We start from the raw sequence: 12,724 nt of genomic DNA, 5'->3' as shown, positions 1-12,724 counted from the left end.
GATACATGGATTCACCACAGACAGGACATCGGCAACGGATGCGGCAGGTCAACGAAAGCGAATTCGCCAGTTTCGACGGCACACGGCTGTTCTACCGGCACTGGCCGGCCCCCGCACCGGTGGCGCCGCCGCGGGCGATCGTGCTGCTGCACCGCGGCCACGAGCATTCCGGGCGGGTCATGCACCTGGCCGAGGAACTGGGCCTGGACGACTGCGCGGTGTTCGCCTGGGATGCGCGCGGCAACGGCCGCTCGCCCGGCGCGCGCGGCGACGCGCCCGGCTTCCCGGCGCTGGTGCGCGACCTGGACCGCTTCGTCGCGCACATCGGGCAGGTCCACGGTATCGCCGTGCAGGACATCGTGGTGATCGCGCAGAGCGTGGGCGCGGTGGTCGCCAGCACCTGGGTGCACGACTACGCGCCGCCGCTGCGCGCGCTGGTGCTGGCCTCGCCGGCGTTCAAGGTCAAGCTGTACGTGCCGTTCGCACGGCCCGGGCTGGCCCTGATGCAGAAGTTGCGCGGCAACTTCTTCGTCAACAGCTACGTCAAGCCGCAGTGGCTGACCCACGACCCGGCGCGGGTCGAGAGCTACCGCAGCGATCCGTTGATCACCCGGCCGATCTCGGTGCGGGTGCTGCTGGGTCTGTATGCGGCGGCCGACCGCGTGGTCGGCGACGCGCAGGCGATCACCGTGCCGGTGCAGCTGCTGGTGTCGGGCAGCGATTTCGTGGTGCATCGCGGGCCGCAGGATCGCTTCTACGAGCGCTTGTCCTCGCCGGTGAAGGAGCGCCACCTGCTGCCCGGTTTCTTCCACGACACCCTGGGCGAGCGCGACCGCGCACCGGCGCTGGCGCAGATCCGCCGCTTCGTGCGCGAGCGCTTCGCCGCCGCGCCGGCGCTGCCCAGCCTGCTGCAGGCGCACCGGCATGGCCCGACCTTCGAGGAAGCCGAGCGCCTGGCCTGGCCGCCGGAGCGCTACAGCCTGCAGGACCTGCGCTGGCGCGGCGTGCGCGCCGGCCTGCGCCTGGGTGGGCGGCTGTCCGAGGGCATCGCGCTGGGCCTGCAGACCGGCTTCGATTCCGGCAGCACGCTGGACTACATCTACCGCGATCAGGCCGCCGGGCGCGGCCCGCTGGGGCGGATGATCGACCGCAACTACCTGGATGCGATCGGCTGGCGCGGCATCCGCGTGCGTCGCCAGCACCTGCACGAACTGCTGGGCCTGGCGATGCAGCGCCTGCGCGCCGCCGGCCTGCCGGTGCGCGCGCTGGACATCGCCGCCGGCCATGGCCGCTACGTACTGGAAGCGCTGGCCGGTGGCAGCCAGCGCGCCGACGCGATCCTGCTGCGCGATTTCAGTCCCTTGAACGTGGCGCAGGGCCGCGCGCTGATCGCCGCGCTCGGCGCCACCGACATCGCCCGCTTCGAGCAGGGCGATGCCTTCGACCGCGATGCGCTGGCGGCGCTGCAGCCGCGGCCGACGCTGGCGGTGGTGTCGGGCCTGTACGAGCTGTTCCCGGACAACGACCAGGTGCTGCGCTCGCTGCAGGGCGTGGCCGCGGCGGTGGAGCCGGGCGGTTACCTGGCCTACACCGGCCAGCCCTGGCATCCGCAGCTGGAATTCATCGCCCGCGCGTTGACCAGCCACCGCGGCGGTGCGGCCTGGGTGATGCGCCGGCGTACCCAGCAGGAGATGGACGAGCTGGTGTGCGCGGCCGGCTTCCGCAAGCTGGAGCAGCGCATCGACGACTGGGGCATCTTCACCGTGTCGCTGGCGCAGCGGACCGCGCCATGAGCGTTGCCGCCGCGCGGCCGTGGCGGCGTGCGCTGGTCTGGCTGGCGCTGCTGGGGCCGTTCTTCTTCCTCAGCTACGGCTTGGCCAACACGCTGGCCGCGCGTCGCGTCGAGGTGCCGTCGCTGCCATTCGCCTGGGAAACCCAGATCCCGTTCTGGCCGTGGACCATCGTGCCGTACTGGTCGATCGACCTGTTCTACGTGGCCTCGTTCTTCGTGTGCCGCACGCGTGCCGAACTGGACACGCATGCGCGGCGCCTGCTCACCGCGCAGTTGCTGGCGGTGGGTTGCTTCCTGCTGTGGCCGCTGCGCTTCGGTTTCGAGCGGCCGCCCACCGAGGGCGTGTTCGGCTGGCTGTTCGCGGTGCTGCTCGGCTTCGACAAACCGTTCAACCAGGCGCCGTCGCTGCACATCGTGCTGCTGGTGGTGCTGTGGGTGCGTTACGCCCAGCACCTGCACGGGCTGGCGCGATTGGCCCTGCACGGCTGGTTCGCGCTGATCGGGCTGTCGGTGCTGACCACCTATCAGCACCACTTCCTGGATGTGCCCACCGGCCTGGCCGCCGGCTGGCTGTGCGTGTGGCTATGGCCGGAGCGCATCGCCGCGCCGTTGCGCGCGGCGGCACTCGCGCGCGATCCGCGGCGCTGGCGCCTGGCCGCGCTGTACCTGCTCGGCAGCGCGGCCTGCGTGGCCGCCGCACGCGCGCTCGGTGGCGCCGGCTGGTGGCTGCTGTGGCCGGCGCTGTCGCTGCTGCTGGTCGCGCTCAGCTATGCGCTGCTCGGTCCGCTCGGCTTGCAGAAGCGCACCGACGGCCGCCTGAGCCTGGCCGCGCGCTGGTTGTACGCGCCGTACCTGGTTGCCGCGTGGCTCAACTCGCGCGCCTGGACCTGGCGCGATCCGGCGCCACGCGCGATCGCCGACGGCGTCTGGCTCGGGCGCATGCCGGGCCGCGGCGAGCGCACGCGCTTCGCCGCGGTGGTCGACGTCAGCGCGGAACTGTCGTTGCATCCGGCGCAGGCGCACGACCGCGTGGTGCCGATGCTGGACCTGGTGGCGCCGCCGGCCACGGCCCTGCGTGCGGCCGCCGACGCGATCGAAGCGGTGCGCGTGCACGGCCCGGTGCTGGCCTGCTGCGCGCTGGGCTATTCGCGCAGCGCGGCCGCGGTCGCCACCTGGTTGCTGCGCAGCGGCCGCGCCGTCAGCGTGGACGACGCGCTGGCGCTGCTGCAGGCGCGCGCGCCACGCATCGTGCTGGGGCCGGCGCAGCGTGCCGCCATCGCCGCCGCCTGCACTGCGCCGCCGCCGCCGCTGCAGGCGCAGGAGCTGCCGGCATGAGCGCGTCGCTGGAACTGCGCACGATGGCGGCCGTGCTGCGCCAGGGCGCGTCGCTGGACCGGCTGTCGCAGGTGGTGTTGGCAACGGCTCTGCTGCTGGTCGCCTGGTATGCCGGCACCGGCGCCGTGCTCGCCGCGGCGCTGTGCGGATGCTCGGCGCTGGCCGGCCTGCTGCAGCGCTACTGGGCGGCGCGGGTCGGCCTGGATGCGGATCTGCTGGAGGCAGTGCTGGCCGAAGCGGATCCAGCGCGCGCCGGTGCCGATCTGGACGCGGTCCTGCGCAGGTTGGGCCTGCTGCGCACGCTGCCGCCGCCGCGCGACTGGCTGGCGCGCTGGCAGGGCATGCGCCGCCTGCTGCGGCGGCAGTTGATCGCCCTCGCGGTGCAGCTGCTGGCACTGGTACTGGCGCTGTGCACGGGGCAGTTTGCATGAGGAGGCAGACGCCATGACCGACGAACCCGCAACGACCTTGCGCTCCGAGGTGGATGCGGCCCGGCACGCGCTGTGGCAGCGCCTGCAGGCCTACCGTTTCGGCGACGGCGAAGCGGCGCTGCCGGCGTTCGTGCGCCGCGTCGCCAAGGAAGCCAACGTGTCGCAGGCGCTGGCCGCGCGGGCGGTCGAGGAGTACCGGCGCTTCTGCTTCCTGGCCTGCGTGGCCGGCGAGGAGGTGACGCCCAGCGCCCTGGTCGACCAGGTCTGGCATACCCACCTCACCGACACCCGCGAGTACTGGCAACGGTTCTGTCCGCAGGTGCTGCGGATCACCCTGCATCATCACCCCGGGCGCGGCGACCCGGCCGACGCCGAGCGCTTTCAGGCGCAGTACAAGGCCACGCTGGGGCACTACTGGCATCACTTCGGCGAGCCGCCGTTGGCGTGCTGGCCGGCCCCGGCCGGCGCGCCGACCGCGCCGGCACCGCGCCAGGCAGGCACGCGCCGTGTGGTCCGCGCGCGCGGCGGCGTCGCCCTGTGGGGCTGGATCCTGGGCGTGGCGCTGCTGTTCGCGGTGCTCTGGCAGGGCAACGGCCCGCACTCGCCGCTGCATTGGCCCGGGCCGCCGTTCCTGCTGCTGTTCCTGGCCGGCATCGGCCTGGCCTGGAGCCTGGGCGCGCGGCTGCGCCTGGCCGTACGCGGACTGCGCGGCGGCGACACCGAGGCGCCGCTGGATCCGGCCGAGCTGGCGTATCTGGCCGGCGGCAGCGAGCGCGTCGCCGATCAGCAACTGGCCCTGCTGCTGGCGGCCGGCGCGGTGCGCCTGCAAGCCGACCCGCGCCTGCGCCGCCACGCGCGGCTGGAACACACCCGGGTCGCCGCACCGCCGGCGCTGCAGCGCGCGCTGGCGATCGTGCGCGCGCAACCGCAGCTGCAGCAGGCGCTGGCCGCCTTGCGGCGCGACGCCGCACCGCTGCGCCGGGCCCTGGTCGCCAAGGGGCTGTGGCTGGGCCATGCGCAGGCGCTGTGTGCGCGCCTGTTCGGCGCCGCACCGTTGCTGGCGCTGTGGACCGTGGGCCTGCTGAAGCTGCGCATCGGCCTGCAGTTGCAGCGCCCGATCGGCTTCCTGGTGGCGGCGATGGTGGTGGTCACGGTCGTTGCGCTCGGCTTCCTGCTCACGCCGCCGCGGCGCAGCGTCGCCGGCGACGCGCTGCTGGCCGATCGCGATGCGGCCTGGCGCGACGGCGTCGCCGCTCCCTCGCTGGCGCCCGGTTCGCACCTGGCGCTGCCGCTGGCCCTGGCCGGCACCAGTGTGTTGATGACCACGCCCTGGGCCGACTACCACGCCTTGCGTTCGCCGCTGTCCAACGGTGGCGGTGGTAACGCGTCGACCAATAGCTGCGGTGGCGGCGGTGGCAGCAGCGACGGCGGCGGCGGCAGCAGTTGCGGCGGCGGTGGCTGCGGCGGGTGTGGAGGCGGCGACTGATGGCCGGTTCGACCTGGCAGGTGCGGCGTGCGCAGTGGCGTGCGCGCCTGGCGCTGGCGTTGCGCGCGCGCGGGGCCACGCCCAACGGCGTGTCGTGGACCGGGCTGGCGTGCGCAGTGCTGGCCGCGCTGATGTTCGCCCTGGCCTGGCGCGAGCCGCCGCTCAATGCCGCCGCGCTGCTGGTGCTGGCGGCGCTGGCGTTGCAGGCGCGGCTGCTGTGCAACCGCCTGGACGGGCTGCTGGCGCATCAGGCGCAACTGATCGGCCGTGCCGGTGCGGTGTACAACGAGGCGCCGGACCGGCTGTCGGATGTGGCGGTGTGCCTGGGCGTGGGCTATGGCCTGCAGCCGGTGCTGGGCATCGGCGCGGAACTGGGCTGGGCCGCCGCCTTGCTGTGCGTGGGCACCGCCTATGTGCGCATGCTCGGCCTGGCCTGCGCGGTGCGCGAACCGCTGCAGGGGCCGATGGCGCGCGTGCAGCGCATGCATTGGCTGTCGCTGGCCGCGTTGGCGGCGGCCGCGGCGCTGCTGCTGCAGCACGCCACGCTGGCCCACATGATCCTGGCCGTGGCGCTGGCGCTGCTGATCGCCGCCGCCGCCCTGACCATCGTGATGCGCGTGCGCGCCATCGTGCGCGAACTGGAGTGGACATGATCGCCCGCCTGATCGCCCGCGGCTGCAGCGCCGCGATCCGTCTGCTCACCGGCGCACGTGCGCTGTGGCGTGGCTGCATGCCGTCCAGCGAGCGCCGCGTGTACTACGGCAACCACGCCAGCCACGGCGATTTCGTGCTGATCTGGTCGTCGTTGCCGGCGCCGCTGCGGCGCGAGGTGCGGCCAGTGGCGGCGGCCGACTACTGGCAGCGCGACGCGTTGCGTCGCTACCTGATCCATGCCGTGTTCAACGGCGTGCTGATCGAGCGCGATCCGCAGCAGCGCCAGCGCGATCCGATCGCCTGCCTGTGCGAGGCGGTCGACGCCGGCGGCTCGCTGATCCTGTTCCCGGAAGGCACGCGCAACACCGAGGATGGCCTGCTGCCGTTCAAGAGCGGTCTCTATCACCTGGCGCGGCAGCGGCCGGAACTGGAGTTCGTGCCGGTGTGGATCGACAACCTCAAGCGGGTGATGCCCAAGGGCATGTGGCTGCCGCTGCCGCTGCTGTGCACCACCACCTTCGGCGAACCGCTGCGGCTGGGCGCCGGCGAGGACAAGCAGGCCTTCCTCGATCGCGCGCGTGCGGCCTTGCTGGCCTTGGCGCCGGAGCAGGCGGAGGCGGCCCGATGAATCCGATCGCGCTGAGCGAACACCTGCAGCAATCCTCGCTGCGGCAACAGACGGTGTGGTTGTTCCTGGGCATCGCCACGGTGCTGATCGTGGCCACGCTGATCGCCGAGACCTTGCGCTGGCGCGCGCGCGGACGGCACAGCGCGGTGCTGGACAACCTGGTGGCGCGGATCCGCGCCTGGTGGGTGATGGCCGCGGTGGTGGCGCTGGCGTTCGCCTTCGGCCGCCTGGGCGTGATCGTGCTGTTCGCGCTGGTGTCGCTGTTCGCACTGCGCGAGTTCATCACCCTCACCCCGACCCGGCGCGGCGACTACTACGCGCTGCTGGCCGCGTTCTATGTGGTGCTGCCGTGGCAGTACTGGCTGGTGTGGAGCGACTGGTACGGCCTGTACACGTTGCTGATCCCGGTCTATGCGTTCCTGGTGCTGCCGATCCTGTCCACCATCGGCGGCGACACCACGCGCTACCTGGAGCGCACCGCGAAAGTGCAGTGGGGGCTGATGATCTGCGTGTTCTGCATCTCGCACGTGCCGGCGCTGCTGAACCTGAAGATTCCCGGCTACGAAGGCCGCAACCTGCTGCTGTTTGCGTTCCTGGTGATCGTGGTGCAGTCCTCGGACGTGCTGCAGTACGTGTGGGGCAAGCTGATCGGCAAGCACCTGATCGCGCCCAGGCTGTCGCCGTCCAAGACCGTGGAAGGCTTCGTCGGCGGCATCCTTTCGGCCAGCCTGCTGGGCGCGGCGCTGTGGTGGATCACCCCGTTCTCGCCACTGCAGGCGTTCGCGCTGGCGCTGGTCGCCAACCTGATGGGCTTCTTCGGCGGCCTGGTGATGTCGGCGATCAAGCGCGACCGCGGCATCAAGGACTGGGGCCACATGATCGAAGGCCACGGCGGCGTGCTCGATCGCCTGGATTCGGTGTGCTTTGCCGCGCCGGTGTTCTTCCACCTGATCCGTTATGGATGGGTGTGAGGGGCGGGGATTGGGGATGTCGGGATTTGGGATTCGCTGGAGTGTCGCGCGCTGTGCGTGCGTAGGAGCGGCTTCAGCCGCGATGCCTTCCCGATAGCGCGTCGGGGCCGATCGCGCAGCAAGCGGGCAGGAATTTCTCTCGGATTCCCATCGCCGTTTGTCTGTCGGCGATGGAGGTTGGGTGATGCGATCGCGATTTGCGGCCAGGGTGTGGCGTGGCATTCGTTGCAGCAGGGCTGCAGCCCTGGCTGCTTCAGCCAGTGTCGCGTCGGGGCTGAAGCCCCTCCCACATGGCAATGTGCGGCCTTCGGCGCTCGCTGTTTCTTCGCGGCAACACTTCGCTCGACATCGCCTCGCGAGGCGATGCAGGTTTCAGGCGTCGCGGCTGAAGCCGCTCCTACAAGGATGATGCGCAGCGCTTACAACCAGTGTCGCGTGCTGTGTCGGATCGCTTGCCACTCAAGTCCTGCAGGACAGCGTGCTGCCATCCCGAATCACGAATCCCGGCTTTCACCAGCCGCAGGCTGGTCATCCCGAATCCCCAATCCCGAATCCCGGCCCTCAGGCCAGCCCGTATTCCTTGAGCTTCTTGCGCAGCGTGGCGCGATGGATGCCCAGCATCGCCGCGGCGCGGCTCTGGTTGCCTTCGCAATGGTTGAGCACTTCCACGAACAACGGGATCTCCATCTCGCGCAGCACGATCTCGTACACGTCGTCGGCGTCGCAGCCATCGAGGTCGCGCAGGTAGCGGCGGACCGATTGCGCCACGTGTTCGCGCAGCGGCGGCTTCGGCGCGCCGCGACTGGAGTCAGGACGAGTGGTGGCGGCGTTCAAGTTCGACGGATCCCCGGATGACAGCGGCGCCGGACGGCAGGAGGGCCGGCGCGGGGGGACGAGTCTAGCGCGTGGCCTGCGCCGCTGCCATGGCGCAGTGCCCGAACGCAGCGTTCTCAGTGGAAGTCGAAACTGAATGCCGCAGTCTCGGCGGCCGGTTCGCGCACCTGGAACGCGATCTGTGCGCTCTGTCCCGGCTCCAACGTGGCGCTGTCCGGGCGTGCGCGGCCCAGGTACTCCTGCGGGCGCAGCACGCGGCTGCCGATGGTGCGGCCGTCGGTGTCGGCCAGCGACAGTTGCAGTAGCGGCCAGGCCTGCGCCCAGCGTGCGTCGTTGCGGAACGTCGCCTGCACCTGCAAGGTGCCGGCATGGCCGGGCAACGGCCGAACTTCGCGGCTGAGCATGGTGAAGGCCGCCGGCTCGCGCCAGGCCGGCACGCTGCAGCGCAGGACCTGGCACACCCCGGCCACCCACGGCCGCCAGCGCGGGTCGGCGCCCAGACGCTGGCGATCGGCGATGAGGATCTGCAGCGCCAGCAGCAGGCCCAGCCCCGCCAGCGCGATCCACTGCCACGGCGCGGCGTGCAGCACCGGGCGCCGCGCGCGTGGGCCATGCAGGAAGCTCGGGGCGGCAGTGGCGGCGGACGCAGGCGCGATGGGGGCGGTACCGATGGCCGCGGTCGTAGTCGGTGCCAGTGTTGGTGCCGGGTCCGTCGCCGATGCGGGCGCTGACGGCAGCGCCCCCAGGTCCGTGTCACGCGCGGCGTGGTGCGCGTTGGTGTCGGCGTCGTCCTCGGTCTTGCTCGGCTTCGCGTTCGCAGACGCTGGCGAGACGCTTGGCGCTACGGGCAGTGCTGCCGTGTCGGTCAGCGCCACCGCCGGTGCATCGTCGCCCGCTGCCGGCGCGACCGGTGCCTCGTCCTGCGTGGCGGACGGATCGGGCTGACGCAGCAAGGTGGCGAGGCTGGGACGGGGCGGAGTGCGATCGGGCATGCGCGCGGGCAACGACGGCGAGAGCCGTATTCAAGCATGCGCCGGCTGGATCTGCAGCGCGCTACCGCTGGATCGTGGCCTTCGTCAGCGCTAGACGCGTCACGGCGCGAGGGTCCCGCGGCGTGCTCAGCGCGACTTGCGGGTGTCGAGCAGGTCGAGCAAGCCGGCGCGCTGGCGCGGGCTCAGGCTTTCGAAGCGCTCCAGCAGGCGCAGCTGCTGGTCGGTGAACTGGTATTGGTTGGGCAGTTCGCCGATGGCGGCGGCGTCCGCGGCGATCGGTTCGCCGAACACCCGCTCGCCGCGGCCGGTGGCCAGGTACTCGAAGCTCAGCCCGCTGCGGCGGGCCAGCGCGATCAGGTGCTCCACCGCCGGCGCGGTGCCTTCGGCCATTTCCCACTGCGCCACGGCGCTGCGGGTCACGCCCAGGTCCAGCGCCAGGGCCTCCTGGGTGAGGCCGGTCAGCTTGCGCGCTTCGCGCACCCGTTGGTACAGCTTGCTGTTCACACACACCTCCGCAAGGGAGGCGAGATATAGCCGTGCCGGTCGTTGCGGTTGGTTCGCAGCGCTGCCTATTGGCTGAATGTTAGCGATACTGTCTTCGTCGCGAGCCCGCCCTCTGCGGCCCCCGACGCTTTCCCGTTTTCCCGTTCCACGCGCCCAATCGCGCAAAGCGTCGACCATGCGCCGCGGGGTGGTGCTGGCTTATTCAGGTGCCTCGCAGCGCGAGCGATCGAACCAAAACCGCTTTGCCTGGTGGTCGTAGACCAGGCGCTGCCCCATCATCGCGTTGATGCCCAGGATCATCGCCGGCTCCTGGCCAAACCCGAAGCTTTTGAACACTGGCAGATCGGCCACGCGAACGGTGAGACGGTCCACGCGGCGACCTGCGAATGCCACCGCGTCGACCTCGCCTTCGCGCGTTTCCCTTGCCTCCGATGCCGCGCCGTAGAGCGTCTCCCCGCGCCGGAAAGACGGGCCATCCACATCGAGATGCGCGGCACGTGCGAACGCCGGATTGATCTGCGTCCCGCGCGAACCCGTGTCGAGCACGGCGATTCCCGCCACGCCGTTGACGGTGACAGGCAGCGTCAGTTGCGTTCCGTCGACGACGGTCCCGCCCTGGAGCATCACTGCATCCTTGGTGAGGATGCGGCGCATCGAGACGGGTTTGGGGCGCAGCGAGACTTCGCGGCACGGGAAGTCGAAGATTGCGATCGCACCGTCCATCAGGTCGTTGCCCGTCACCCCCGCCGCGACCTCGGCGTCCTTGCGATCCGGCAAGCCGGTGGCCTCGACGTTGCGCATCGTGCGGCCATCGACCGTGAGGCTGTCGAGTCGATAGGTCGGCATCATCGCCGCTCCGGTCATGCCCTCCACGCTGATGGGCAGGCCCGGTTCCAACGCCTGCTGCTTGGCGAACCACTGATAGACATGTGTTCCGTCAGCCCCGGTGTCGAGGATGAAGGGCACGGTCCCCTTGCCGTTGACGAAGGCAGGCACGACCAAATGGCCGTTCCCCGCCGGGGTCAGCGGCACGGAGGATTCGGCATGGGGGCTGAGCAACAGGCACGAGGCGACGAGCGCCGACATCGGACGCATGGGCTTCTCCATCATTGAGGGGGCGAGGGCGCGCTGAGCGCGGCTGATCAGGGGGGCGACGGCGTGTCCGGATCGTATTCGAGAAGGTCGCCGGGCTGGCAGTCCAGCTCCCGACATATCGCTTCCAGTGTCTCGAAGCGCAGTCCTTTGACCTTCCCCGATTTGAACAGCGACAGGTTGGCCTCGGTCGCGCCGATCGCACGCGCCAGATCTTTCGACCGCATCTTCCGCTTCGCAAGCATGACGTCGAGCCGGATGACGATCGGCATCAAAAGAACCCGGCACGGTCGCGTTCGATCTCTGCACCGACGGCGACGACGTTCACGAACGCGAACAGCAGGATGCCAAGGACCGCCGCGTCGAGCTGGCGGAGTTCCAGCTTGATGGCGACCGGGCTCATGTCGGCGGCATAGAGCGCGGCATGGGTCATGAGCGGGACGACGGCATAGGCGATGAGCGCCCATGCGATCCGACGCACCAGCGCTTCATTGGCGGCGGTGAAAATCAGGTGTCGGGCATAAAGACGGAACAGACCGATCAGCCCGGACAGGATCACTAGACCCGGAATCAGACGCAACGTCAGCAGCGCAGCCGCCAAGGCGGACTGCCAACCTGCATAGCGTGAGATCGCCACGAAACCGGCCGGCATCGCGCCATCATGCGCCTGCGTCAGGATGAAGGCGAACCCGCCATGCAGCATGCCGGCGTGGTCCCCGACACGGAAAAGCAGCAAGAGCACCTGAAGTGCGGCGGTTGCCGCCATCAGCGCCATCACGGCGCACGCGATGGCGAAGAACACCCTTCCCCGGCGAGCAAGCGCGTCGCCTGCCGCGGGTGTTGCCCCGCCGTCCTCTTTCCCCTGATGCCGCATGATGCTGCCTCCGCGTCGGTGCGCTACGCGGCGATAATTATCTTTTTACGATAATTAATCAAGATCTAATTTGCAGGCGTGCAGGTCCGGTCCATGTGCCTACCCGCTGCCCCTGCCGCGGACCGGTCGGCGCCGGGCGCGGTGGCGGGTCGGATCGGGTGTGGCGGAATCAGGCGCGACGCACGCCGTCGATGCGCATCCAGTCGCCGTCCTGCTCGGTGCGCAGCTGGGTGAACCACGGCGCGTAGCGCTGCAGCAGTTCCTGTTCCTGGCCGTGCAGGATGCCGGACAGGGCGATGCGCCCGCCTGGCGCTACGCGCGCGGCCAGGGTCGGTGCCAGCGCGTCTAGCGCCGAGGCGAGGATGTTGGCCACGACCACCGGATAGGTGGCCGCCGGTTCGTCGGCGGGCAGGTACACCGCCAGGCGCTCGCCCACGGCGTTGCGCTCGGCGTTGTCGTGGCTGGCCAGCAGCGCCTGCGGGTCGTTGTCCACGCCCACCGCGGCGGCGGCGCCCAGCTTCAGTGCGGCCAGTGCCAGGATCCCCGAACCGCAGCCGAAATCGAGCACGCGCGCCTGCGCCAGGACGCCGTCGGTGGCCAGCGCGTCCAGCCAGCGCAGGCACAGCGCGGTGGTCGGGTGGGTGCCGGAGCCGAACGCCAGGCCCGGGTCCAGGCGCACCACCGCGGCGTCGGCGCCGCGGGCCTCCTCCGGCAGGTCATGGTTCCACGGCACGATGAAGGTACGCGTGCCGAAGCGCATCGGCTGGAACTGGTCCAGCCAGGCCCGCTCCCAATCCTGGTCGTCGACCTTGCGGAACGTGGCCTGGGTCCAGTCCAGCCCGGGGTCGAACGCTTCCAGCGCGGCCAGCAGCACCAGCGCGTCCTGTTCCTCGGGGAACAGCGCGGTGAGCACCAGCGTGCCCCACAGCGGTGTCTCGCCCACGCCCGGCTCCAGGATCGCGCGTTCGTTGCTGGTGTCGGCGTCGGCATCGAGCAGGGTCACCGCCAGCGCGCCGACATCCTCCAACGCAGTCTCGTAGCGGGGCTGGGTGGCGTCGGTGCAGCGCAGGGTCAGTTCGAGGAACGGCATCGGTCGGTGGGCAATGGGGGGAAGGGCGCATCTTAGACGGG

General features: G+C 70.8%; 14 protein-coding genes. 7 read left to right on the top strand and 7 right to left on the bottom strand.

Features of this window, described 5'->3' with window-relative positions; translation table 11 throughout:
* The first annotated feature begins 38 nt into the window (after positions 1-38).
* Genes QN245_RS19645 through QN245_RS19615 form a run of 7 tightly spaced genes read left to right on the top strand, consistent with a single transcriptional unit; the run spans position 39 to position 7,297 of the window.
* Positions 39-1,793: a bifunctional alpha/beta hydrolase/class I SAM-dependent methyltransferase gene (locus tag QN245_RS19645; RefSeq protein WP_317843994.1), complete on the top strand. Its 1,755-nt coding sequence runs from the start codon at positions 39-41 to the stop codon at positions 1,791-1,793.
* On the top strand, positions 1,790-3,127 hold the full coding sequence (locus QN245_RS19640) for a phosphatase PAP2/dual specificity phosphatase family protein (protein WP_317843993.1): 1,338 nt from the start codon (positions 1,790-1,792) through the stop codon (positions 3,125-3,127). Before QN245_RS19645 ends, QN245_RS19640 begins: the two co-directional genes overlap by 4 nt.
* On the top strand, positions 3,124-3,558 hold the full coding sequence (locus QN245_RS19635; protein WP_317843992.1) for a hypothetical protein: 435 nt from the start codon (positions 3,124-3,126) through the stop codon (positions 3,556-3,558). The genes QN245_RS19640 and QN245_RS19635 overlap by 4 nt, the downstream gene beginning before the upstream one ends.
* A gap of 13 nt (positions 3,559-3,571) precedes the next feature.
* On the top strand, positions 3,572-5,044 hold the full coding sequence (locus QN245_RS19630; RefSeq protein ID WP_317843991.1) for a TIGR04222 domain-containing membrane protein: 1,473 nt from the start codon (positions 3,572-3,574) through the stop codon (positions 5,042-5,044).
* On the top strand, positions 5,044-5,697 hold the full coding sequence (locus QN245_RS19625; protein WP_160966487.1) for a CDP-alcohol phosphatidyltransferase family protein: 654 nt from the start codon (positions 5,044-5,046) through the stop codon (positions 5,695-5,697). The genes QN245_RS19630 and QN245_RS19625 overlap by 1 nt, the downstream gene beginning before the upstream one ends.
* Positions 5,694-6,326 (top strand): lysophospholipid acyltransferase family protein, encoded by a 633-nt coding sequence (locus tag QN245_RS19620; protein ID WP_160966489.1) that lies wholly within the window; start codon positions 5,694-5,696, stop codon positions 6,324-6,326. Before QN245_RS19625 ends, QN245_RS19620 begins: the two co-directional genes overlap by 4 nt.
* On the top strand, positions 6,323-7,297 hold the full coding sequence (locus tag QN245_RS19615) for a phosphatidate cytidylyltransferase (protein ID WP_184449589.1): 975 nt from the start codon (positions 6,323-6,325) through the stop codon (positions 7,295-7,297). Before QN245_RS19620 ends, QN245_RS19615 begins: the two co-directional genes overlap by 4 nt.
* A 561-nt stretch (positions 7,298-7,858) precedes the next feature.
* Here the strand turns inward: QN245_RS19615 and fis are convergent.
* From fis to prmA, 7 genes are all read right to left on the bottom strand, one after another.
* Complete coding sequence (gene fis / locus QN245_RS19610) at positions 7,859-8,131, bottom strand: DNA-binding transcriptional regulator Fis (RefSeq protein ID WP_003471008.1); 273 nt, start codon at positions 8,129-8,131, stop codon at positions 7,859-7,861.
* 116 nt (positions 8,132-8,247) lie between these two features.
* Positions 8,248-9,123, bottom strand: a complete 876-nt coding sequence (locus QN245_RS19605) for a DUF3426 domain-containing protein (RefSeq protein ID WP_317843990.1) — start codon at positions 9,121-9,123, stop codon at positions 8,248-8,250.
* A gap of 126 nt (positions 9,124-9,249) precedes the next feature.
* Positions 9,250-9,627, bottom strand: coding sequence for a helix-turn-helix transcriptional regulator (locus QN245_RS19600; protein WP_160966493.1), 378 nt, complete (start codon positions 9,625-9,627; stop codon positions 9,250-9,252).
* A gap of 198 nt (positions 9,628-9,825) precedes the next feature.
* Complete coding sequence (locus QN245_RS19595) at positions 9,826-10,722, bottom strand: aspartyl protease family protein (RefSeq protein ID WP_160966495.1); 897 nt, start codon at positions 10,720-10,722, stop codon at positions 9,826-9,828.
* Between the two features lie 47 nt (positions 10,723-10,769).
* Complete coding sequence (locus QN245_RS19590; protein ID WP_160966497.1) at positions 10,770-10,991, bottom strand: helix-turn-helix domain-containing protein; 222 nt, start codon at positions 10,989-10,991, stop codon at positions 10,770-10,772.
* Entirely contained in the window at positions 10,991-11,593 is a 603-nt protein-coding gene (locus tag QN245_RS19585; RefSeq protein ID WP_317843989.1) for a hypothetical protein, read from the bottom strand. Before QN245_RS19585 ends, QN245_RS19590 begins: the two co-directional genes overlap by 1 nt.
* A 169-nt stretch (positions 11,594-11,762) precedes the next feature.
* The gene (gene prmA / locus QN245_RS19580; protein ID WP_317843988.1) at positions 11,763-12,683 is read right to left on the bottom strand and encodes a 50S ribosomal protein L11 methyltransferase; all 921 of its coding nucleotides are present in this window, start codon (positions 12,681-12,683) and stop codon (positions 11,763-11,765) included.
* Between the last annotated feature and the right edge of the window lie 41 nt (positions 12,684-12,724).

Origin of the sequence: Xanthomonas rydalmerensis, assembly GCF_033170385.1 — a bacterium.
Classification (GTDB): domain Bacteria; phylum Pseudomonadota; class Gammaproteobacteria; order Xanthomonadales; family Xanthomonadaceae; genus Xanthomonas_A; species Xanthomonas_A rydalmerensis.
Note: the sequence above shows the minus strand (reverse complement) of the source record. Positions and strands in the feature narration are given on the sequence as shown.